21 protein-coding genes and 1 tRNA gene are annotated in these 21,107 nt (G+C 65.2%); 11 read left to right on the plus strand and 11 right to left on the minus strand.

Annotated elements, in window-relative coordinates:
* Positions 1–37: 37 nt before the first annotated feature.
* Positions 38–523, plus strand: coding sequence for a DUF4112 domain-containing protein (locus tag NYQ83_RS07800; RefSeq protein WP_261213771.1), 486 nt, complete (start codon positions 38–40; stop codon positions 521–523).
* Here the strand turns inward: NYQ83_RS07800 and guaD are convergent.
* The 10 genes from guaD to uraH form a co-directional block, all read right to left on the minus strand.
* A complete protein-coding gene (gene guaD / locus NYQ83_RS07805; RefSeq protein WP_409976964.1) occupies positions 520–1,860 on the minus strand; it encodes a guanine deaminase in 1,341 nt (446 codons plus the stop codon). The genes NYQ83_RS07800 and guaD overlap by 4 nt on opposite strands.
* Positions 1,854–3,080 (minus strand): urate hydroxylase PuuD, encoded by a 1,227-nt coding sequence (locus NYQ83_RS07810; protein ID WP_261213773.1) that lies wholly within the window; start codon positions 3,078–3,080, stop codon positions 1,854–1,856. The genes guaD and NYQ83_RS07810 overlap by 7 nt, the downstream gene beginning before the upstream one ends.
* Positions 3,081–3,257: 177 nt before the next feature.
* Positions 3,258–4,328: a BMP family ABC transporter substrate-binding protein gene (locus tag NYQ83_RS07815; RefSeq protein WP_246008519.1), complete on the minus strand. Its 1,071-nt coding sequence runs from the start codon at positions 4,326–4,328 to the stop codon at positions 3,258–3,260.
* Between the two features lie 59 nt (positions 4,329–4,387).
* Complete coding sequence (locus tag NYQ83_RS07820; RefSeq protein ID WP_092810003.1) at positions 4,388–5,284, minus strand: ABC transporter permease; 897 nt, start codon at positions 5,282–5,284, stop codon at positions 4,388–4,390.
* 26 nt (positions 5,285–5,310) lie between these two features.
* The gene (locus tag NYQ83_RS07825; protein WP_261213775.1) at positions 5,311–6,483 is read right to left on the minus strand and encodes an ABC transporter permease; all 1,173 of its coding nucleotides are present in this window, start codon (positions 6,481–6,483) and stop codon (positions 5,311–5,313) included.
* On the minus strand, positions 6,473–8,065 hold the full coding sequence (locus tag NYQ83_RS07830) for an ABC transporter ATP-binding protein (RefSeq protein ID WP_261213777.1): 1,593 nt from the start codon (positions 8,063–8,065) through the stop codon (positions 6,473–6,475). Before NYQ83_RS07830 ends, NYQ83_RS07825 begins: the two co-directional genes overlap by 11 nt.
* A complete protein-coding gene (gene xdhC, locus NYQ83_RS07835) occupies positions 8,028–8,921 on the minus strand; it encodes a xanthine dehydrogenase accessory protein XdhC (RefSeq protein ID WP_261213779.1) in 894 nt (297 codons plus the stop codon). The genes NYQ83_RS07830 and xdhC overlap by 38 nt, the downstream gene beginning before the upstream one ends.
* Positions 8,918–11,323: a xanthine dehydrogenase molybdopterin binding subunit gene (xdhB, locus tag NYQ83_RS07840; RefSeq protein WP_261213781.1), complete on the minus strand. Its 2,406-nt coding sequence runs from the start codon at positions 11,321–11,323 to the stop codon at positions 8,918–8,920. Before xdhB ends, xdhC begins: the two co-directional genes overlap by 4 nt.
* Positions 11,323–12,801: a xanthine dehydrogenase small subunit gene (gene xdhA / locus NYQ83_RS07845; protein ID WP_261213783.1), complete on the minus strand. Its 1,479-nt coding sequence runs from the start codon at positions 12,799–12,801 to the stop codon at positions 11,323–11,325. The genes xdhB and xdhA overlap by 1 nt, the downstream gene beginning before the upstream one ends.
* Entirely contained in the window at positions 12,801–13,151 is a 351-nt protein-coding gene (uraH, locus tag NYQ83_RS07850; RefSeq protein ID WP_261213785.1) for a hydroxyisourate hydrolase, read from the minus strand. The genes xdhA and uraH overlap by 1 nt, the downstream gene beginning before the upstream one ends.
* A 294-nt stretch (positions 13,152–13,445) precedes the next feature.
* Here uraH and puuE point away from each other — a divergent pair, with 294 nt between their 5' ends.
* From puuE to NYQ83_RS07865, 3 genes are all read left to right on the plus strand, one after another.
* A complete protein-coding gene (gene puuE, locus NYQ83_RS07855; protein ID WP_261213786.1) occupies positions 13,446–14,882 on the plus strand; it encodes an allantoinase PuuE in 1,437 nt (478 codons plus the stop codon).
* A 165-nt stretch (positions 14,883–15,047) separates the two neighbouring features.
* Positions 15,048–15,464, plus strand: coding sequence for a dihydroneopterin aldolase (locus tag NYQ83_RS07860; RefSeq protein WP_164879622.1), 417 nt, complete (start codon positions 15,048–15,050; stop codon positions 15,462–15,464).
* 39 nt (positions 15,465–15,503) lie between these two features.
* A complete protein-coding gene (locus NYQ83_RS07865) occupies positions 15,504–15,797 on the plus strand; it encodes a 4a-hydroxytetrahydrobiopterin dehydratase (RefSeq protein WP_261213787.1) in 294 nt (97 codons plus the stop codon).
* Between the two features lie 96 nt (positions 15,798–15,893).
* On the opposite strand, the gene NYQ83_RS07870 is transcribed toward NYQ83_RS07865, so the two are convergent.
* Positions 15,894–15,968, minus strand: a tRNA-Thr gene (locus NYQ83_RS07870).
* A 368-nt stretch (positions 15,969–16,336) separates the two neighbouring features.
* Here NYQ83_RS07870 and NYQ83_RS07875 point away from each other — a divergent pair.
* The 7 genes from NYQ83_RS07875 (at position 16,337) to infA (ending at position 21,068) form a co-directional block, all read left to right on the plus strand.
* A complete protein-coding gene (locus NYQ83_RS07875) occupies positions 16,337–16,540 on the plus strand; it encodes a hypothetical protein (RefSeq protein WP_128292196.1) in 204 nt (67 codons plus the stop codon).
* A 48-nt stretch (positions 16,541–16,588) separates the two neighbouring features.
* On the plus strand, positions 16,589–17,878 hold the full coding sequence (murA, locus tag NYQ83_RS07880) for a UDP-N-acetylglucosamine 1-carboxyvinyltransferase (protein ID WP_261213789.1): 1,290 nt from the start codon (positions 16,589–16,591) through the stop codon (positions 17,876–17,878).
* Positions 17,879–18,050: 172 nt separating this feature from the next.
* On the plus strand, positions 18,051–18,503 hold the full coding sequence (locus NYQ83_RS07885) for a DUF2948 family protein (protein ID WP_261213791.1): 453 nt from the start codon (positions 18,051–18,053) through the stop codon (positions 18,501–18,503).
* 19 nt (positions 18,504–18,522) lie between these two features.
* Entirely contained in the window at positions 18,523–19,815 is a 1,293-nt protein-coding gene (hisD, locus tag NYQ83_RS07890; protein WP_261213792.1) for a histidinol dehydrogenase, read from the plus strand.
* 12 nt (positions 19,816–19,827) lie between these two features.
* Positions 19,828–20,307, plus strand: a complete 480-nt coding sequence (locus NYQ83_RS07895) for a UPF0262 family protein (RefSeq protein ID WP_261213793.1) — start codon at positions 19,828–19,830, stop codon at positions 20,305–20,307.
* Complete coding sequence (locus NYQ83_RS07900) at positions 20,304–20,762, plus strand: low molecular weight phosphatase family protein (protein WP_261213995.1); 459 nt, start codon at positions 20,304–20,306, stop codon at positions 20,760–20,762. The genes NYQ83_RS07895 and NYQ83_RS07900 overlap by 4 nt, the downstream gene beginning before the upstream one ends.
* 87 nt (positions 20,763–20,849) lie before the next feature.
* On the plus strand, positions 20,850–21,068 hold the full coding sequence (gene infA, locus NYQ83_RS07905) for a translation initiation factor IF-1 (RefSeq protein ID WP_028482718.1): 219 nt from the start codon (positions 20,850–20,852) through the stop codon (positions 21,066–21,068).
* The last annotated feature ends 39 nt before the right edge of the window (positions 21,069–21,107 follow it).

Here is a 21,107-nt window from a genome sequence, read left to right on the forward strand (position 1 = left end):
CGCGGGAACACGCACAACGCGAGCGCGTTATCGCTTCATGGACCGCACCGCTTCATCTCGTTTCGACACCGGCTTCGACCGCACCTCTTCGCGCCAGCACAGCGCCGTGGAAATCGAGCGCGAGCTCAACCGGCTTGAATCGCTGGCGAAGATGATGGATGCGCGGTTCGGCGTGCCGGGCTTCCGCTTCGGCTTCGATTCCGTGATCGGCCTCATCCCCGGCATCGGCGATGCGGCGGGCGGCATCATCTCCGCCTATCTCATCTACCGCGCCCATCAGCTCGGCGCCGACACGGACGTGAAGGCGAAGATGGTGCGCAATGCCGGCTTCGACTTCGCGCTCGGCCTCGTGCCCCTCGTCGGCGATCTCGGCGACGTCTATTTCAAGGCCAATCTGCGCAATGTCCGGCTTCTGACCGAGCATCTTCGGGAAAAGCACGGCATCGGCATGGTCGACGTCACCGGCGATGCACGCATGCGAGACGTGACGCCGAAGAATGCGACAGCGCAGAAGCGCCGTTAAGCGTTGTCGGAACTGTAAGCAGGCGCACCCATCAGATAGGTCGCAGCAACCGCGCGATCGTCGCCCAGCATCATCAGCACGAAGAGCTCTTCAAAGAGCGTCTCCACCGTCTCCATGCGCCAGTGCATGGCAGGGGTCGCCGCGCTGTCGAGGACCACACAATCGGCCTCCATCCCCGGCCGGAACGTGCCGATACGATCGTCGAGGCAGAGCGCCTCGGCATTGCCGAGCGTCAGCATGTGAAAGGCCTCGAACGGCGTCAGCCGCTGCCCCTTGAGCGCCAGCACCTTGTAGAATTCCGACACCGTCTGGAGCATCGAATAGGAGGTGCCGCCGCCGATATCGGTTGCGCCCCCGACCTTCACCGCCGGTTCGGCCGCGCGCATGGCCGCAAGATCGAAAAGCCCGGAGCCCAGGAAAAGGTTCGAGGTCGGACACGAGATCGCGGAGGCCCCGGCCTGTGCCAGCGCCTGGCGTTCACGCTTAGAGAGATGGATGCAATGGCCGAACAGCGCCTTCTTCCGCACCAGCCCGTAGCGTTCGTAGACGGCGGTATAATCCTCAGACCATGGAAAATCGCGGGCGACGGTTTCGATCTCGAGCGTGTTCTCCGACAGATGCGTCTGGATGTGCATCTGAGGATATTCCGCGGCGAGCGCGCCCGCCGCCTCGAGCTGTGCCTCCGAGGAGGTGACGGCAAAGCGCGGCGTGATCGCGTAGGAAAGCCGGCCGCGCCCGTGCCATTTCTCGATCAGCGCCTTGGACTCCTCGTATCCCGTCTCCGGCGTATCGAGGAGCGCGTCCGGTGCGGCCCGGTCCATCATCACCTTGCCGGCGACAAGCCGCATGTCCCGCTTGAACGCCTCGGCGAAGAGCGCGTCGGCGGATTCTGGATGCACCGAGCCATAAACCGCCGCCGAGGTCGTGCCAGAACGCAAAAGCTCGTCGAGAAGGAAGGTCGAGGCCGCCGCGCAAATGCCGGGATCGGCGTATTTCTGCTCCTCGACAAACGTGTATTTCTCCAGCCATTCGAGAAGATGCGCGCCGTAGGAGGCGATCACCTGCGTCTGCGGCATATGGAGATGCGGGTCGATGAAGCCCGGCATGACGAGATGCGGGCGGTGATCGGCGATGACGGCATTTTCGGGCAGCGTCGTCGCGAGCACGCCCGCTTCACCCACGGCCGCGATCCGCCCGTCTTTTAGAACGAGAAGCCCGTCCTCGACATAGCGCACGGCCTCTGCCTCGCCGGCGAGATAAGGATCGGCCTCAAACCACAGAAGCCGGCCGCGGATCGCGTCCACCCGGCCCGGCGCGGGGGATTCCGCGCTCACCATGTCGTCCGGCTTCCGATCCAGGCGGCGAGCGTCTGCCGTTCCTCGGGGCTGATCACGGCAACCCCCGGCGGCGGCATGGCTTTGGAGCGCACCGCCTGCATGTCGATCCTCTGCCAGTTGCGGGCGACCTCTTCCGGCGTGTCGAGAAGCACCCCCTTCGGCGCCGTGTGCATCCCCTCAAACAAAGGCTCGGTGGCATGGCACATCGAGCAATGTCCCATGACGATCGCCTGCGCCTCGTCGAAATGCATCGAGGCCATCAGAGCGAGCTCGGGATCCTTGTCGATCCTGGCATCCGCCGCCTCCTGCGGCCCGTAGCCCGGAAAGCGCGACAGCGCCACGATCGCAGCAACAAGCACGGCCACCACGACCCAGGGCCACCAGAGCTTCCGGCCCGTGCGATGCATCGTGTTGAAGAAATGCCGGATGAGCGCACCCGTCGGCAGCACCAGAATGGCGATCAGCCAGTTCCACTCCGTCGCGAAAGCGAGCGGATAATGGTTCGACAGCATGAAGAAGAGGACGGGCAGCGTCAGATAATTGTTGTGCAGCGAGCGCTGCTTCGCCGCCTTGCCGAGATGCGCGGCCGGCTCCCGCCCCGCCTTCAGGTCGGCGACCACGATCTTCTGGTTCGGAATGATCACGAAGAAGACGTTCGCCGTCATGATCGTGGCGATGAGCGCACCGCAATGGATGAAGGCGCCGCGCCCGGAAAAGACGTGGCAGAAGAGGAAGAAGGCCACGACCAGAAAGACGAAGAGCACGACGAAGAGAAGCGTGTCGTGGCGCCCGAGCGGCGAGCGGCAGAGCCGGTCATAGGCGAGCCAGCCGGAGCCGAGACCGGCAAGGCCGATGAGAACCGCGCCCCATTCGGGAATATCGGCGATCGACGGATCGATCAGGAAGAGCTCGGCGCCGAAATAATAGACGATGCAGAGGAGCACGAAGCCGGAGAGGAAGGTGAAATAGCTCTCCCATTTGAACCAGGTGAGCTCGTCCGGCATGAAATGCGGCGCCACGGCATATTTCTGCATGTGGTAGAAGCCGCCGCCATGCACCTGCCAGGCCTCGCCGGTGACGCCGTCCGGCAGTCCCTCACGGCGCCTGAGGCCGAGATCGAGCGCGATGAAATAGAACGACGAGCCGATCCAGGCGATGCCGGTGATCACGTGCACGAAGCGCACGGCAAGGCTCAGCCATTCCCAGACGATCGCACCCATTCTTTCTCCCGATCACGCACGGATAGGCGCGATGCAATCATGCTGCCCATCCGTCACTGCCTCCCCGGGGGAAGACGCAACGGAGCGCAGGAGAGCGCTCCGTCCTCATTTAAAAAGCTGCAGGCGTCGCCTGCTGGCGAAGGCGGCCGGAAACCGCCTCCGCCACGGCGATGTCGCTTAGCTCTGAACGCCCTTCACGTACCAGTCGAGCCCCAGGAGCTGCTCGTCCGGGATCGTGTCGCCTTCCGGCACCTTCACTTCGCCGGACTGGTCGGTGATCGGGCCGGAGAAGGGATGGATCTCGCCCGAGGCGATGCCGTTCTTCACCTTGTCGGCGGCTTCCTTCACATCGGCCGGCATGATGTCGTTGTAGGGCGCGATGCCGACGAGACCCTTCTCGATGCCCCACCAGATGTTGCCCGGCTCCCATTCGCCGTCGAGCTGTTTCTGGATCTGGTCGATGTAATAGGGCCCCCAATTGTCGGTGATCGCCGTCAGATGCGCCTTCGGCGCGAAGTCGATCATGTTGGAGGCCTGGCCGAAGGCATAAACGCCGCGCTGCTCGGCGGCCTGCAGCGGCGCCGGGGAATCGGTGTGCTGGGAAATGATATCGCAGCCCTGGTCGATCAGCGCCTTGGCGGCGTCGGCTTCCTTGGCCGGATCGTACCAGGAGTTCACCCACACGACCTGCGTGGTGAAGTCCGGATTGACCTTCTGCGCGGCGAGCGTGAAGGCGTTGATGCCGCGCACCACTTCCGGGATCGGCACGGAGCCGACATAGCCCGCCTTGCCGGATTTCGACATCATGCCGGCGATCGTGCCGATGACGGCGCGGCCTTCATAGAAGCGGGCATTGTAGATGCCGACATTGTCGGCCGTCTTGTAGCCGGTGGCATGCTCGAAATGCACGTCCGGAAACTGCTTCGCGACCTTGATCGTCGAATTCATGAAGCCGAACGACGTCGTGAAGATGAGCTTGTTGCCCTGCTGCGCGAGCTGGCGGATGACGCGTTCCGCATCCGGGCCCTCGGCGACGTTTTCGACGTAGTTCGTCTTGATCTTGTCGCCGAAATGCTCCTGCGCCTTCTTGCGCGCCTCGTCATGGGCGTGGCTCCAGCCGTAATCGCCGATCGGCCCGACATAGACGAAACCGACATTGAGCGGCCCGTCCTGGGCGGCGGCCCGGCCGATCAGAGCGGGAAGAGCGAGGGTCGCGGCGCTGCCGACCAAGATCTGGCGCCTGTTCATTCTACTCATTGACAAAACTCCCTGGTGTTCACGAGGTGCGGGATCAAAAACGCGCGCTCTCAACCGGTGGCGCGGAAGGGTTTGCCGAGACAGGCCGGGGCCGCGTTGCGGCGGCCGGACGGCGCGATCGAAATCAAGGTCAGGACCACGATGGTCGCAAGATAGGGCAGCATCGCCAGAAATTCCGGCGGCACGATATTGATGCCGGCGGCCTTGGCGTGAAGTTCGAGCGTCATCACCGCGCCGAAGAGATAGGCGCCGCCCAAAAGCCGGAGCGGCCGCCAGGAGGCGAAGACGACGAGCGCCAGCGCGATCCATCCGCGCCCCGCCGTCAGCCGGTCGGCCCACATCGGCGTCATCACCAGCGAGTAATAGGCGCCACCGAGCCCGGCCATCGCCCCGCCGAAGGCGACCGCGAGATAGCGCACGCGGATGACCGAATAGCCGATCGAATGCGCCGCCTCGTCGCTTTCCCCGATCGCCCGCAGGATGAGGCCGGCGCGCGAGCGCGTGAGGAACCAGGCGACGAACGCCGTCATGACGAGCGAAAGATAGACGAGCGGCGAATAGCCGAAGACGACGCGCCCGATCGGATCGTCGGCGAGCGCGGCGGGGAAGATATGCTCGAGCCCGCTCACCGTGCGGCCCACGAAATTCTGCCCGATGAGGGAGGAAAGGCCGATGCCGAAGATCGTCAGCGCGAGCCCGGTCGCCACCTGATTGGCGGTCAGGGTCAGCGTCAGGAACGCAAAAATCATCGAGGCGGCGGCCCCCGCCGCCATCGCGGCGACGAGACCGAGCGAGGCGCTGCCGGTCGTAAAGGTCACGCCGAAGGCGGTAACGGCGCCGATCAGCATCATGCCTTCGAGGCCGAGATTGAGCACGCCGCTCTTTTCCACGACGAGCTCGCCGAGCGCCGCCAGAAGGATCGGCGTCGCCGCGCCGACAAGCGTCATGATGATCGAAATGAAGATCGCGGTCGTCACGCGCTGAGACTTTCTCTTTGCTTGTCGAGGGGAGTGGAAGACGTCCGGGAGCCTTCGTCGGCCTGCCTTATGTGCGGATGGCGCGCCTCCGCCGGCCGGCTGAGATCGGCCTGCACCACCACCCGCAGGCGGTAGCGCACGAGAATGTCGACCGCGAGCAGGAAGAACAGCATCATCGCCTGAAACATGCCGGTCGCCGCATAGGGAAGGCCGAGCGCCGTCTGAGCGTTCTCGCCGCCCACATAGGACACGGCCAGGACCATGCCCGCAAGCACGATGCCGAGCGGATGCAGGCGCCCGAGAAAGGCGACGATGATCGCCGTGAAGCCGTAATTGACGGAAAACTGCGGCGTCATCTGCTGAAACGGACCGGCCGCTTCGAAAATGCCGGCAAGCCCGGCAAAGGCGCCGGAGGTCAGAAGCGTCAGCCAGACCGTGCCGCGGGCGGAAAAGCCGCCATAACGCGCTGCCTGCGGGGCGAGGCCGACGATCCGCACCTGAAAGCCCGTCACCGTGCGCGACAGGACGATCCAGACGGCGATCGCCAGAAAGAAGGCGACGGGGACGCCCAGATGCACGAGCGTGCCCTGCACGACGGTCGGCAGCGTCTGCCATTCGGAGAACAGGCGCGTCTGCGGGAAGCCGTAGCCTTCCGGGTCGCGCCAGGGTCCGCGCATCAGATAATAGAGAAGCTGCACCGCCACATAGGTCAGCATCAGGCTGGTCAGGATCTCGTTGACGTTGAAGCGCGTCTTCAGAAACGCCGGGATCGCGGCCCAGAGGAGACCGCCGAGAATGCCCGCCGCGACCATCGCCGGCAGGATCCAGTAGCCTTCCATGTCCCAGGTGGCGAGCGCCACACCCGTGCCGGCGAGTGCGCCGACGATATACTGGCCCTCCGCGCCGATGTTCCAGACATTGGCCCGAAAGCCGATGGCCAGCCCGAGCGCGATGGTGATGAGCGGCGCCGCCTTCACGAAGAGGTCCTGCCAGCGATAGGGATCGGCGATCGGCGCGACGAAGATCTGATAGATCGCCGCCAGCCCGTCATAGCCCATGAGCGAAAAGATCAGGATGCCCGCAAGGACGGTGAGCGCGACGGCCAGAACCGGCGTCCCGTAGAGCATCGCCCGGCTCGCCTCGCGGCGCGGCTCCAGCCTAAGCCGCATGAACTTGCTCCTCGCGGGGCCCATGGCGCGGCCCGCCGCCGTCGCCGCCACTCCTGGCGGCATCCTCGCCATGCATGCCGCCCATCAACAGGCCCACTCTTTCGATCGAGATCCCCTCCACGTCGAGCATCTCCGACAAGACGCCGCCATTGATGACGGCGATGCGATCGCACAGCGCCAGAAGCTCGTCGAGATCCTGGCTGATCAGGAGGATCGCCGAACCGGCGGCGGCAAGATCGACGAGCGCCTGGTGAATGGCAGCCGCCGCGCCCGCATCGACGCCCCAGGTCGGCTGCGAGACGATGAGGACGTCCGGCTTTTGCAGGATCTCGCGGCCCATGATGAATTTCTGCAGATTGCCGCCGGAAAGGCTCGCCGCCGGTGCGCGCGGCCCCGTCGCCTTCACGTCGAAGGCCGCAATCACCTGTTCGGCATATTTCTCCGCCGCCCCATAGCGGATGAAGCCGTGGCTCGCCAGTTCCATGCGGTGGCGCGCCGTCAACACGGCATTGTCGGTGAGTGAGCAGGCCGGAACGGCGCCGTGCCCGTTGCGCTCTTCCGGAACGGAGCACATGCCGTCGCGCCGCCTGTCGCCGACATGGGCGGCGATGGAGGGCACCCCGTCGAGGAAGATGTTGCCGCTTTCCGCGCCTTCGATCTCGCCGACGAGCGCTGCCAGCAATTCGTTCTGGCCGTTGCCGGCGACGCCCGCGATGCCCACGACCTCGCCGGCACGCACGGAAAGATTGATGTCTTTCAGGGGCACGCCGAAGGGCCCCTCGCCCGGCGCCGAAAGATGCGTGACGCGCAGCCTTTCCGGGCCGAAGTCGGTGCCGGGCTTGCGGCTCACGTCGCGCAAGGAGGCGCCGATCATCATCTCGGCCATCGATCTCGCCGATTCCTCGCGCGGGTCGCAGGTGGCGACGACCTGCCCGCCGCGCAGGATCGTGGCGGTGTCGCAGAGCGCCTGAATCTCGTTGAGCTTGTGGGAGATATAAAGGATCGAGCAGCCTTCCGCGGCCAGCCGGCGCAAGGTCTCGAAGAGCCGGTCCACCTCCTGCGGCGTCAACACGGAGGTCGGCTCGTCCATGATCAGAAGTTTCGGCGATTGCAGGAGCGAGCGCACGATCTCGATGCGTTGGCGCTCGCCCACCGACAGAGTGTGCACCTCGCGGTTCGGATCGAGCGGCAGATCGTAGGTCTTGAGGATGTCGCCGACGCGCTGCTGCAACTCGCGCCAGCTGAAGGAATGGTCGAGGCCGAGGGCGATGTTTTCCAGAACCGTCATCGCCTCGAACAGCGAGAAATGCTGAAAGACCATGCCGATGCCGAGGCGCCGCGCGGCCTTCGGATTGGCGATCGAAACCGGCTCGCCGTCCCACAGCACCCGGCCTTCGTCGGCCTGCAGGACGCCGTAGATGATCTTGACGAGCGTCGATTTGCCCGCCCCGTTCTCGCCGAGAAGCGCGTGGATCTCGCCCGGCGCGACGGAGAAGCTCACATCATCATTGGCGAGAACGCCCGGAAAACGCTTGGTAATACCTTCAAGCGCGAGCCGTGGCGGTTTGCCTTCCGTCGCCATGTCTTTCCCTGCATGTCCGTGTGGCTATCGCATCCGCCTGCACGGATGGCCGTTTTTCCAACAAGCAGACCGCCACCTCCGCCGCGACGAGCGCGGCAATCACAGGCGGCCTCTTGTCCTTCAAGGTTCTGCTTCCGATCGGCAGGATCAGCCGGTCCACATTGGCGCGCGCGAGCCCTTCCCCGCAAGCCCAGCGCTCGAACTGTGCCCGTTTCGTTTTCGATCCGATCATCCCGGTATAGGCAAAATCGCCGCGTTTCAGTGCGGCATAGGCGACGGCGAAGTCGAGCGCATGGCTGTGCGTGGCGATGATCGCGGCCGAACCCGGCGCCGCCTCGGCGATGACAGCCTCCGGCAGCGCCGTCCAGACCGTCGCCACGCCCTCCGGCAGGTCGCTGAGCATTTCCTCGCGCGGATCGACGATGGTCGTGCGGAAGGGGAGTGGTGCCAGAGCCATGGCGAGCGCCCGGCCGCCATGGCCCGCTCCGAAGACGACGACGCTCGGAGAGATCTCGCGCTCGGCCATCTCACGGGCCTCCATCTCCGCCGCCAGCGCCCGATCGACGCGCCGGAAGGAGAGGCCGACACGGCCGCCGCAGCACTGACCGAGATCGGGGCCGAGCGGAACCTCGCGCGCGTCCGAGCCTCGCTCACCCGCCAGCATCCGGCGGGCCTCGGCCAGCGCCTCGTATTCGAGCATGCCGCCGCCGATCGTGCCGGCGAAATCCGTCTCCGTCACCAGCATCGCCGCCCCCGCCTCACGCGGCGTGGAGCCTTTCGCCTTGCCGACCTCGACAAGGATCGCCGGCCGGCCTTCGTCGAGCGCGGCGCGCATCTTCTGGCCGAGCCCGCTCATGCGGCCGTCGCTTCCGCCGCCTGCCGGCGCACGTCGTCCACGGCAAAGAGAATGCGTTCGGGCGTTGCCGGCGCGTCGAGATCGGGGAAGACCTTGTAATCGGAGGCCGCCGAAACCGCGTCCGCGAGCGCGGAGAAAACGGAAATCGCCAGCATCAAGGGTGGCTCGCCGACGGCCTTGGAGCGATAGATCGTCTCCACCTGGCTCTCGCCCTTCTCCCAGATCTTGATGCGCATATCGTCCGGGCGATCGTTCGCCGTCGGGATCTTGTAGGTCGAGGGCGCATGCGTGGTGAGCTCGCCTTTGCCGTTCCAGCAGAGCTCCTCCGTCGTCAGCCAGCCCATGCCTTGAATGAAGCCCCCCTCGATCTGGCCCATATCGACGGCCGGATTGAGCGAGCGGCCGACCTCATGAAGGATATCGACGCGCAAGACCTTGTTCTCGCCGGTCAACGTGTCGATCGCGACCTCCGAACAGGCGGCGCCATAGGCGAAATAGAAGAAGGGATGGCCCGTCGCCGTCTCGCGGTCATAGGTGATGCCGGGCGTCGCATAGAAACCCGTAGCCGAAAGCGAGATGCGGGCGAGATAGGCCTCTTCCACGAGTTCGGCGAAGCTCATCTCCTCGTCGCCGATCTCAACCCGGTTCGGCCGAAAGACGATTTTTTCGCGCGGCACGCCGTAAGCTTCGGCCGCAAAAGCGATCAGCCGCTCCTTGATGGTGCGCGCGGCCGCCTGCGCCGCCATGCCGTTGATGTCGGAGCCGGAGGAGGCCGCCGTCGCCGAGGTGTTCGGCACCTTGTCGGTGCGCGTTGAAGTGATCTTCACCTTCGCAAGGTCGATCTGGAACTCCTCCGCCACCACCTGCGCGACCTTGACGAAGAGCCCCTGCCCCATCTCCGTGCCGCCGTGATTGAGCATGACGGAGCCGTCCTTGTAGACATGGACGAGGGCGCCGGCCTGATTGAGATGCCGGGTCGTGAAGGAAATGCCGAATTTCACCGGCGTCAGAGCGAGCCCCTTCTTCACCACCGGGCTCGTGGCGTTGAAGGCGCGGACCGCCGCGCGCCGGGCGCGGTAGTCGGAGCTTATCTCCAACTCCTCCACCATCTCGGCGATGACGCTGTCCGTCACCTCCATATGATAGGGCGTGAGCGCACCACCCCCCGCCGGATAGAAATTCGCCTTGCGGATATCGAGCGGGTCCTTGCCGAGCGCGAAGGCGATCTTCTCGATCATGCGCTCCGTCGCCACCATGCCCTGCGGTCCGCCGAAACCGCGAAAGGCAGTGTTCGACACCGTATGCGTCTTCATGCGCCGCGAGCGGATGCGCGCCGCGTTCAAGGCATAGGCGTTGTCGGCGTGAAACATCGCCCGGTCGGCAATCGCGCCTGAAAGATCCGCGGAATAGCCGCAGCGCATCGCCTGGTCGAAGGCCGCGCCGGCAATCCGCCCCTCGCCGTCGAAGCCCGCCTCGTAATCGATGAGAAAATCGTGCCTCTTGCCGGTCATCACCATGTCGTCGTCGCGGTCGAGGCGGAGTTTGGCGGGCCTTCCCGTCTTCGCCGCGACGAGTGCTGCGATCGCGGCAAAGAGTGCGGGCTGGCTTTCCTTGCCGCCGAAGCCGCCGCCCATGCGCCGGACCTCAATCGTCACGGCATGATCGGGCAGATCCAGCACCTTCGCCACGTTGTGCTGCACCTCGCTCGGATGCTGGGTGGAGGAATGCACAACGATGTCGCCATCCTCGCCCGGCAGCGCATAGGCGATCTGGCCTTCGAGATAGAAATGATCCTGGCCGCCGATGCGCACGCGGCCTGAAACTCTGTGCGGCGCTTGTGCGAGCGCCCCATCGCAATCACCGAGCCGCATTTCGTGCGGCGGCAGAAGATCGGCACCGGCTTCGAGCGCCTCGTCGAGCGTGATCACCGCATCTCGGTCCTCGTAGACGATCTCCGCGCTGTCGGCCGCCGCGCGCGCCAGCGCCAGCGTCTCCGCCGCCACCGCAAAAATCGACTGGCCGTGATACTCGACGATCTTGTCGGCAAACACCGGATCATCGCCGAAGACCGGGCTTGCATCGTTCTCACCCGGAATGTCGGCGGCCGTCAGCACGCAGGCGACGCCATGGGCGGCGCGCACTTTTTCAAGATCCAGCTTTTTGATCTCGGCATGGGCGCGGTCGCTCATCGCCACATAGATGTGCAACGTGCCCGGCAATTCGGCCATGTCGTCGATGTAGCGGGCCTCGCCCGAGACATGCCTTGCGCCGCTGTCATGCGGCTCGGGCCGGGCGACGCCGCCCGCGATCCTCTCCCGGCTCTCGTGCCGCGCCGCCGCATGCGGCCTTTCCTGCCGCGCGGTGCCGGCGACACCGCGGTCCTGGATGAGGTTTTCATCCATCAGGCAAGCTCCAGGACGCTGGGCACGCGCTCTCCGTCATCGGTTCGATCCATGGAAAACCGAACGAGCAAATTCTGCGCCACTTTCAACCGATAGGCGGCGGAGGCACGCATATCGTCGAGCGGGGTGAAATCCTCCGCAAGCGCCACCGCGGCCTTCCGAAACGCGGCCTCGCCGAAATTTTCGCCGATGAGGGCCGCCTCGGCCTTCGCCGCCCGCTTCGGTGTCGCCGCCATGCCACCGAAGGCGAGTCTTGCGGCCAAAATCTTCTCGCCGTCGAGGTCGACGCGGAAGGCGCCCATCACGGCGGAAATATCCTGGTCGAAGCGTTTGGAGATCTTATAGCAGCCGAAGCGTGCATTCTCCGGCAGCTTGTCGATCACCACCTTTTCCACGAATTCGCCGCGCCTGCGGTCCTGGCGGCCATAGGCGAGGAAGAAGTCTTCAAGCGGCAATTGGCGTTCTTCGTCGCGCCGGCGCAGATGAAGATGGCTCCCAAGCGCCATCAACGCGGGCGGCAGATCGCCGATCGGCGAGCCGTTGGCGATGTTGCCGCCGACCGTGCCGGCATTGCGGATCTGCACGGAAGCGAAGCGGCGCATCAGCTCGCGGAGATCCGCATGGATCACCCCGAGCCGCTCCGCCGCCCGGCGATGCGACACGGCCGCGCCGAACGAGACGGTCTCCTCGGTCTCGGAAATCTCCTGGAGCTCTTTGACGCGGGTGACGTCGATCACCGTCTGCAGAAACCGCCGTTTCTTCGTCACCCAGAGCCCGACATCGGTGGCGCCGGCGACGAGCACGGCATCGGGATAGCCGGAATAGGTGACGGCGAGTTCCTCGATGGAGCGCGGCGTGAACCAGCGCTGCTCGCGGCCCGTCTCGTCGCGGTGCGAAATGCGCAGCATGGCGCCGTTGTCGAGGCTTTTGAGTTTCGCGGCCGTCTCCGCCGCCTCGGGCCGTTCCGTGCCGCGGCCATGCCCGCCATCCTTCAGCGCGGCGACGCCGGCCTCGATGATCGGCCCATAACCGGTGCAGCGGCAGAGATTGCCGGCGATCCAGTCTTTCACCCCCTGGCGGCTTGCCGCCTCACCGGTCAGAAAGCCAGCATAGAGCTGCATGACGAAGCCCGGCGTGCAGAAGCCGCATTGCGAGCCGTGATGCTCGACCATCGCCTGCTGCACCGGATGGAGGCTGCCATCGTCACGTTTCAGATGTTCCACGGTGAGAAGCTGGCGCCCATGCAGCGAGGGCAGGAATTGGATGCAGGAATTGACGCTGCGATAGGTGATGCCGCCTGTCTCGTCCGGTTCGCCCAGAACCACGGTGCAGGCGCCGCAATCGCCCTCCGCGCAGCCTTCCTTGGTGCCCGGCAGACGTTCCTCGCGGCGCAAATATTCGAGGATCGTTTCCGTCGGCGGGCGATCCGTGACGCGGCGGGGCTCGTCGCCGAGAAGAAAGCAGATCGCCTTGCCCATCAGCTCCCCCGATAGGTGGAATAGCCATAGGGCGAGACGAGGAGCGGCACGTGGTAATGCGTGCCCTCATCCGCGATGCCGAAGCGTACGGGCACCACGTCGAGAAAGGCGGGATCTGGCAGATCCACCCCGCGCCCGCGGAAATAATCGCCCACATGGAAAAGAAGCTCGTAGCGCCCCGCCTTGAAATCGGAGCCTTCGAGAAGCGGCGCTCCGCAGCGCCCGTCGGGGTTCGTGCAAACCTCGCGGAGCTTTTCGCCCACCGCATCGAACAGCTCGATCCTGAGGCCCGATGCGGGACGGCCCGCGGCCGTATCCAGGACATGCGTGGTCAAACGGCCTTGGCTCATGCACACTCCGCGCGATGTTGTCTGCCCCTCTGCCCAAAGGTGCGCCACAGCCATTCTTTGCACAACCCCTTCGCGCAACGCCTCACCCGTTTCCGCGCGAGAGGGGCTTGCCGAGGCGAGGCTCTGGGGCCGGAAAGCCCGCCTCGATCCTTCAGCAGAGCGGCTCACGACCGCCACATGCCGTCGCCAGCGGATTGACGGGCCAGCGCCCGGGGGTGCAAACGCAAAGGCCCGCGCGGCAAGCCCTTCGCCGGCGGCAGGCCATCTCAGGCAAGAGCCTACGGATTTGACATCATGACCAGTTCCAACCGTTACCCTCGCGATCTTCTCGGTTACGGACGCACGCCCCCCAAGGCGAACTGGCCTCAAGACGCCGCGATCGCGGTCCAGTTCGTGGTCAATTACGAAGAGGGCGGCGAAAACGCGCTTCTCCACGGCGACGAGGCCTCGGAAGCCTTCCTCTCCGACATCGTCGGCGCACAGCCCTGGCCCGGCCAGCGCCACATGAACATGGAATCGCATTACGAATACGGCTCGCGTGCCGGCTTCTGGCGGCTGTGGCGGCTGTTCAGCCAGCGCCAGGTGCCGGTCACCGTCTTCGGCGTCGCGACCGCGCTCGCCCGCAATCCGGAGGCCGTCGCCGCCATGCAGGAGGCCGATTGGGAGATCGCCTCTCACGGCTACAAATGGATCGACTACAAGGATTTCTCCGCCGCCGACGAGCGCGCCCATATGGAAAAGGCGATTGCGCTGCATCAGGCGGCAACCGGCGAACGCCCCCTCGGCTGGTATACGGGCCGCTCGTCTGAACATTCGGCGAGGCTCGCGATGAAGGAAGGCGGTTTCGTCTATTCCTCCGATTCCTATGCCGACGACCTTCCCTATTGGGTGGAGGGGGAGACGGGCCCGCATCTCATCGTCCCCTACACGCTCGAAGCCAACGACATGCGCTTCGTCGCCGCGCAGGGCTTCGGGTCAGGCACCGATTTCTTCACCTATCTCAAGGACGCCTTCGACACGTTGCGTGCGGAAGGGCTCGCGGGCGAGCCCAAAATGCTGTCGATCGGGCTGCATTGCCGCCTTGCCGGGCGCCCCGGCCGCTTCGCCGCGCTGAAGCGCTTCCTCGGCTACATCCAGAGCCTCGACGATGTGTGGATCGCACGGCGCATCGACATCGCCCGCCACTGGCATGCCCACCACCCGCCGCATGGTTTCGTGCGGCCGAGCCAGATGGGTCGCGAGGCCTTCATGATGCGCTTCGGCAGCGTCTTTGAATCCTCGCCCTGGGTCGCCAAGCGCACCTATAAGAGCGAGCTTGGGCCGGCGCACGACACGGCACGCGGCCTCTTCGGCGCAATGGCGGCCGCCTTCCGTTCGGCCAGCGAAGAAAAACGCCTCTCGGTGCTCGAAGCCCATCCCGACCTCGTCGGCAAACTCGCCGAGGCGCATGCCCTCACCGATGCCTCCACCGCCGAACAGGCCTCCGCCGGGCTCGATCAGCTCGATGCCGGAGAACGCGAGCATTTCCGCGATCTCAACCGGCGCTACCGGGAAAAATTCGGTTTTCCCTTCATCATGGCGGTCAAGGGGCGCAACAAGGACGAGATCCGCACCGCCTTCGAAGACCGTCTCGCGCATGACCGGGAGACGGAATTTGCGACGGCCTGCCGCGAGGTCGAAAAGATCGCCCTTCTGCGCCTTCAGGACATGCTGCCGGAGCGGCAGGCGTGAGCATCTCCGCCGGTCGCTCATCCACCTTTGTCCACAGCGCCATCGGGCGGCGCGTTCCGTGGAGCCTTTCAAGCATCTAGCGGTTACAAACTTGTGCCGGCGGGTGAGCGCAGCCGCCGCAATCTCTGCAGCAACCTCACAGCAATCTCCTAAGGACCGATGCCGATGTTGGCCAAAGCCGAAGACATGTTGCGGCTTGCCGCGCAAGAAGGCGCCGACCTCGTCTTCGTGTCGGAATTCGTTCTGCCGGTGCGCATCGGCGCCTATCAGCGTGAGAGGCACGGGCCCCAACAGGTGCGCTTCGACATGACGGTCGCGACGCGGCCGCGCGCGGCCCCTCCTGCCGGCGAACCGGTGAAGCTCGAAGACGTTCTCTCTTATGACGCTTTGACGGATGCGATCGAAACCATCGTCGCCGAAGGGCATTTCGACCTTGTAGAGACCCTGGCGGAGAAAATCGCCGCCCGGATCCTGGAAGAGCCGCTTGCCGCGATCGTCGCGCTTCGGGTGGAAAAGCTCGAACTGGAAAAGGCGCGCGCCGGCACCACGATCATCCGCCGCAAGGAGGCGCCCGGCGCGTAGGACGCTGAGGGCCCCCGCGGCCAGCCGAGGGAGCCTTTCATGGCCGAAACCCGCCGCTTCTCAGATCACGACGCCACCGCACAAGCCAAGACCCGTCTGCCGGAATGGCGCGTCGAAGACGGCTATCTTTGCCGCAGCTACAAAACCAAGAATTTCGCCAAAAGCCTGCTGGCCGCAAACGCCATCGGCCATTTCGCCGAAGCCGCCGACCACCATCCGGACCTCACCGTCAAATACGGCACCCTCGACGTCGCGCTGCGCACCCACGACGCCGATTCCCTGACGGAAAAAGACTTTGCACTCGCAGAGAAGATTGAGGGAGTGATGGGGTAGTCTGCCTCGACGCCGACATCTCGGCGGACGCGTGTCGGCGGCCATCGGCCGCTGGCACGGGGCCAAACCGTCATCTCTTTTCCGAAAACTGAAAAATGGTGCCGCAGGGGAGGATTGAACTCCCGACCTCACCCTTACCAAGGGTGCGCTCTACCACTGAGCTACTGCGGCTTTCCGTGACCGTGCCGTCCAAAAGACGCCCGCAGGGCGTCCCGGACCGGCGCAACCGTTCCTCAGGCGCCCGGTCCATGCCACAAGCGCCCGCGCCATGCAACTGCGAAGGCGCGCAATCTCACGCATGAGGCAAGCTCGACACAGGCCAGCGGCCCTGCCTGGGCGATCTCGCCCCGAGGCAACGCCCCCTGCTCCTCCTTCCGGGCACCGGTTCAACGGGTCCGTCTCTGCAGCATCGGTGTCGCCTACCCCTGTTACAGGCGTCTGGCACGCCCTCTGTTGCGACAAGGACACGCAGGACCGCATCCTCTCTACCCATCCCGCACGAGCCTCGTTTTCGCCCGATTGCAACTGGACTTCCTTGCATGCGGCAGCTCGTCTATGAAGGATCGATGCGGGGCGCAAAGCCGGACAAGAACGAGGCGCGAGACGCGGCGCGCAAGGCGCGCGAGCAAAGGCTCGCCGAGGCGCTGAGGGCGAATCTGAAACGACGCAAGGAAAAGGCCCGCGCGGCAAGCGACGGGTCTGCGGCGGATCGATCCGCGGACGCGGTTTCCGACAAGACGTAAGCGGCAAAGCGGGACGAACCCGGGCGAGACGCCGCAAGAGGAGCATTGATGGATTGTATTCGCATTCGTGGCGGCAATCGCCTGAACGGGACGATCCCGATTTCAGGCGCCAAGAACGCCACCCTGCCCTTGATGATCGCAAGCCTCCTCTCCCGGGAGACGCTGACGCTCAAGAATGTGCCGAATCTCGCCGACGTGTCCCTGCTGAAGCGCATTCTCGGCAATCACGGCGTCGATCACACGGTGCGCGGCAAACGCTCCACGCATGAGGTCGTGGCCGGCGAGACGGTGGAGCTTTCCGCCCGCGAGATCGTCGATACCACGGCGCCCTATGAACTCGTGTCGCGCATGCGCGCCTCGTTCTGGGTCATTGGCCCGCTTTTGGCCCGCATGGGCGAAGCGCGCGTGTCGCTGCCGGGCGGCTGCGCCATCGGCACGCGCCCGGTCGATTTCTATCTGCATGGGCTTCAGGCGCTCGGTGCGGAGCTGTCCGTCGAAGGCGGCTATGTGGAGGCGCGTGCGCCGAAGGGTCTCGTCGGCGGACGCGTGATATTCCCGCGCGTCTCGGTCGGCGCGACGCATACGGTGATGATGGCAGCCGCCCTCGCCAAGGGCGAAACCGTCATCGAAAACGCCGCGCGCGAGCCGGAAGTCGTCGATGTCGCCGAATGCCTCATGAAGATGGGCGCCCAGATCGAAGGCGCCGGCACCCGCGAAATCCACATCGAGGGCGTGCCGTCGCTCTCCGCAGCGGAGCATTCCGTGCTTCCCGACCGCATCGAAACCGGCACCTACGCGATGGCGGTGGCGGCGACCGGCGGCGAGGTCACCTTGACCGGCGCGCGTCCCGATCTCCTGCGTGCCGCCCTCGACACGCTCGTCGACGCCGGCATCGAGATCGCGGAGACCAACGAAGGCATCCGCGTGGCGCGCAATGGCGGCCCGCTCAAGGCCGTCGAAGTCACCACCCAGCCTTTTCCCGGCTTCCCGACCGACCTGCAGGCGCAGTTGATGGCCTTGATGGCGCGGGCGGAAGGCACCTCCCACATCACCGAGACGATCTTCGAAAACCGCTTCATGCATGTGCAGGAATTGTCGCGTCTCGGCGCCGATATCCGTCTCGACGGGCAGACGGCGACCATCCGCGGCGTGGAGAAGCTGACGGGGGCACAGGTCATGGCGACGGATCTTCGCGCCTCCGTGTCACTCGTCATCGGCGGTCTTGCTGCCGAAGGCGAGACGACGGTCAACCGCGTCTACCATCTCGACCGCGGCTTTGAGCTCCTCGAAGAGAAGCTCAAAGCCTGCGGCGCCGAGATCGAGCGCGTGCGCGCCTGAGGCATCCTGGACCGGTTCGCGCCTTGCCCTCACCGCGGTGAGGCCCTAGAGCCTAAAAGGGAGATTTGGGCCGGTATCGCGATGGCGGAGCGGCAGGCGCGAGCCTGCGCTTCTCCAAGATCGGTGCGGTCACAACGGAAGCGGCCAATAAGGTCAGATCGGGAAGGGGTTCATGGCTTCGAGCGATCGTCTGCGTCTCATGGCAATGGACGAGGAAGATCTGCAGATCATCTCCGCGTATGTTCAGGACGCGGTGGTGAAGGTCGGCGACATCAAATGGCTGCCGCAGGAAAAGCGCCTCCTCCTCCCGATGAACCGGTTTGCCTGGGAGGCGGCGCCCGAGCGGCGGGCCCTTTCGCGCGTCTTCGAACGGCGGCGCGCCGTCCTGCATTTCGAGCGCGTGGAAAAGGCGAAAAGCTTCGGCATCGATCGCAACGATGGCGAACGCGTTCTGTCGCTGCTTGCCGTGCAATTCGCTCCGACCGCGGCCCCGGCCGGCGAGGTGACCCTCGTCTTTGCCGGCGATGCGGCCATCAAGCTTAAGGTCGAATGCTGCGAAGCGCGGCTTGCCGATCTTGGCCCCGCCTGGTCGACGCCGCGCCAGCCGCGTCACATGACATCCTGACGATCGCGGGGCTTGATCCATGGCGCTCAGACTTTCCACGACGGATGAAGATTTCGAGACACGCTTCGCCGCGTTTCTCGCCACCAAGCGCGAGATGGCCGCGGAGGTCGACGAGGCCGTGCGCGACATCATCGCCGATGTGCGCGCCCGCGGCGACGAAGCGCTCGCCGAGCTGACGGCGCGCTTCGACAAGGTCGATCTCAAGGCCCGCGGTACCGCGATCGGCCGCGAGGAGATCGAGCGCGCGGTCGAGGATTGCCCGAAAGACGTGCTCGAGGCGCTGACGCTCGCCCGCGACCGGCTCAAAGCCGGCCAGGAGCGGCTGATGCCGGAGGATACGCGCCACGAAGATGCGCTCGGGGTCACGCTCGGCACGCGCTGGACGGCAGTCGATTCCGCAGGCCTCTACGTCCCCGGCGGCACCGCCGCTTATCCGAGCTCGGTGATCATGAACGCCGTGCCGGCGAAGGTCGCCGGCGTCGAACGGCTCGCCATGACGGTGCCGACGCCCGACGGCGTCTTCAACCCGCTCGTTCTCGTCGCGGCCGAGCTTGCCGGCGTCGATGAAATCTACCGCGTCGGCGGGGCGCAGGCGATCGCCGCGCTTGCCTACGGCACGGAGACGATCAAGCCCGTCTCCATCATCGTCGGCCCCGGCAATGCCTATGTCGCCGCCGCCAAGCGGCGCGTCTTCGGCACGGTCGGCATCGATATGATCGCCGGGCCTTCCGAAATCCTCGTCATCGCCGATGCCGAAAACGATCCGGCCTGGCTCGCCGCCGACCTTTTGTCGCAGGCCGAGCACGACAAGGTGGCGCAGTCGATCCTCGTCACGGACGATCAGGCCTTCGGCGAAGCCGTCGCCCGGGAAGTCGATCGCCAGGCAGCACTCCTGCCGCGCCGCGAGATCGCCGAGGCGAGCTGGCGCGATTTCGGCGCCGTCATCACGGTCAAACATTTCGACGAAGCGGCAGAGCTCGCCGACCGCATCGCGGCGGAGCATCTGGAGATCGCCATCGAGGATCCGGAGCGGCTTCTGCCGAAGATCCGCCATGCCGGCGCGATCTTCCTCGGGCGCTTCACGCCGGAAGTGATCGGCGATTATGTCGGCGGTTCCAACCACGTCCTGCCGACCGGGCGCTCGGCGCGCTTCTCCTCGGGCCTGTCGGTGCTCGATTTCATGAAGCGCAGCTCCATCCTCTCCTGCCCGCCTTCGGCGCTTTCCGATCTCGGCCCGGCTGCGATCGCGCTGGCGCGTGCGGAGGGTCTGGAGGCGCATGCGCGCGCCCTCACCATCCGCATGAATCGGTGAGGCGGCGGAGTGATGGCGAATGCGGGGCAGAAGAACCGACTCGTCGCTGTCCATCTGGATGAATCGATCGGGCGTGGCCCGCCCGATATCGAGCACGAGCGCGCCGTCGCCATCTTCGACCTGATCGACGAGAATTCGTTCGCCCCCGTCGGCAAGGAGGAAGGCCCCTACAAGCTCAATCTGGCGATCGCCGAACGGCGCCTCATCTTCGACATCCGCAAGGAAGACGACACGGAGGTGATGACGCACATCCTATCGCTGTCGCCGTTCCGCAAGATCGTCAAAGATTATTTCGTCATCTGCGAAAGCTATTACGACGCCATCAAGAGCGGCTCGCCACGGCGCATCGAGGCGATCGATATGGGCCGTCGCGGGGTGCATGACGAAGGCTCCCGCCTCCTTCAGGAGCGCCTGACAGGCAAGATCGAGGTCGATTTCGACACGGCACGCCGCCTGTTCACGCTGGTCTGCGTGCTGCACTGGCGGGGCTGACCCCGGTGGCGGCGCAGGCGTCGACACAGCCGGCTTCGATCCTTTTTCTGTGCGGACGCAATGCGGTGCGCTCGCCAATCGCGGAGACCCTGGCACGCGAAGCCCTCGGACCCCATATCTATGTGGCGTCTGCCGGGGTCATGCCCGGAAGGCGCGATCCTTTCGTGGATGCGGTTCTCGCCGAAAAGGGGCTGGCGCTCAGCCAGTCGCGGCCGAAAAGCCTGGCGGAGCTGGAAGATCTCAATTTCGATCTTGCCATCACGCTGTCGCCGGAAGCGCATCACCAGGCCCTGGAGCTGACGCGCACGCTCGCGATCGACGTCGAATACTGGCCGACGCCCGACCCGACACAGGCGACAGGCAGCCGCGAACAGATCCTCACCGCCTACCGCGAACTGCGGGACAGGCTTGCCCGAAACATCGAGCAGAGGCTGGTTCAGCCCCGAAAGGGCTGACGAAAGCGGCCTCGACCCCTTAAGAACCGGTTCACACGCTGAAACGTTTGGGGTACGTATCCTCGCCAATCTAACCCAAGGTGATTGATGGCCAAAGAAGAGGTTTTGGAATTTCCCGGTGTCGTCACTGAGCTTTTGCCCAACGCCACCTTCCGAGTGAAGCTGGAAAACGACCACGAGATTATTGCCCACACCGCCGGGCGTATGCGCAAAAACCGCATTCGCGTGCTCGCCGGTGACAAGGTGCTTGTCGAGATGACGCCCTACGATCTGACCAAAGGGCGCATCACATACCGCTACAAATAGCCCGCTGCGGACGGCCTTTCGGCCTCCGCGCGCAGGATT

Source organism: Afifella sp. JA880 (assembly GCF_025379905.1).
Lineage (GTDB): Bacteria > Pseudomonadota > Alphaproteobacteria > Rhizobiales > Afifellaceae > Afifella > Afifella aestuarii.

Bases quoted from the DNA above. Each gene is read 5' to 3' on its own strand.
- NYQ83_RS07800 (WP_261213771.1), top strand. From the start codon at position 38: ATGGACCGCACCGCTTCATCTCGTTTCGACACCGGCTTCGACCGCACC.
- guaD (WP_409976964.1), bottom strand. From the start codon at position 1,860: ATGGTGAGCGCGGAATCCCCCGCGCCGGGCCGGGTGGACGCGATCCGC.
- NYQ83_RS07810 (WP_261213773.1), bottom strand. From the start codon at position 3,080: ATGGGTGCGATCGTCTGGGAATGGCTGAGCCTTGCCGTGCGCTTCGTG.
- NYQ83_RS07815 (WP_246008519.1), bottom strand. From the start codon at position 4,328: ATGAACAGGCGCCAGATCTTGGTCGGCAGCGCCGCGACCCTCGCTCTT.
- NYQ83_RS07820 (WP_092810003.1), bottom strand. From the start codon at position 5,284: ATGACGCTTGTCGGCGCGGCGACGCCGATCCTTCTGGCGGCGCTCGGC.
- NYQ83_RS07825 (WP_261213775.1), bottom strand. From the start codon at position 6,483: ATGCGGCTTAGGCTGGAGCCGCGCCGCGAGGCGAGCCGGGCGATGCTC.
- NYQ83_RS07830 (WP_261213777.1), bottom strand. From the start codon at position 8,065: ATGGCGACGGAAGGCAAACCGCCACGGCTCGCGCTTGAAGGTATTACC.
- xdhC (WP_261213779.1), bottom strand. From the start codon at position 8,921: ATGAGCGGGCTCGGCCAGAAGATGCGCGCCGCGCTCGACGAAGGCCGG.
- xdhB (WP_261213781.1), bottom strand. From the start codon at position 11,323: ATGGATGAAAACCTCATCCAGGACCGCGGTGTCGCCGGCACCGCGCGG.
- xdhA (WP_261213783.1), bottom strand. From the start codon at position 12,801: ATGGGCAAGGCGATCTGCTTTCTTCTCGGCGACGAGCCCCGCCGCGTC.
- uraH (WP_261213785.1), bottom strand. From the start codon at position 13,151: ATGAGCCAAGGCCGTTTGACCACGCATGTCCTGGATACGGCCGCGGGC.
- puuE (WP_261213786.1), top strand. From the start codon at position 13,446: ATGACCAGTTCCAACCGTTACCCTCGCGATCTTCTCGGTTACGGACGC.
- NYQ83_RS07860 (WP_164879622.1), top strand. From the start codon at position 15,048: ATGTTGGCCAAAGCCGAAGACATGTTGCGGCTTGCCGCGCAAGAAGGC.
- NYQ83_RS07865 (WP_261213787.1), top strand. From the start codon at position 15,504: ATGGCCGAAACCCGCCGCTTCTCAGATCACGACGCCACCGCACAAGCC.
- NYQ83_RS07875 (WP_128292196.1), top strand. From the start codon at position 16,337: ATGCGGCAGCTCGTCTATGAAGGATCGATGCGGGGCGCAAAGCCGGAC.
- murA (WP_261213789.1), top strand. From the start codon at position 16,589: ATGGATTGTATTCGCATTCGTGGCGGCAATCGCCTGAACGGGACGATC.
- NYQ83_RS07885 (WP_261213791.1), top strand. From the start codon at position 18,051: ATGGCTTCGAGCGATCGTCTGCGTCTCATGGCAATGGACGAGGAAGAT.
- hisD (WP_261213792.1), top strand. From the start codon at position 18,523: ATGGCGCTCAGACTTTCCACGACGGATGAAGATTTCGAGACACGCTTC.
- NYQ83_RS07895 (WP_261213793.1), top strand. From the start codon at position 19,828: ATGGCGAATGCGGGGCAGAAGAACCGACTCGTCGCTGTCCATCTGGAT.
- infA (WP_028482718.1), top strand. From the start codon at position 20,850: ATGGCCAAAGAAGAGGTTTTGGAATTTCCCGGTGTCGTCACTGAGCTT.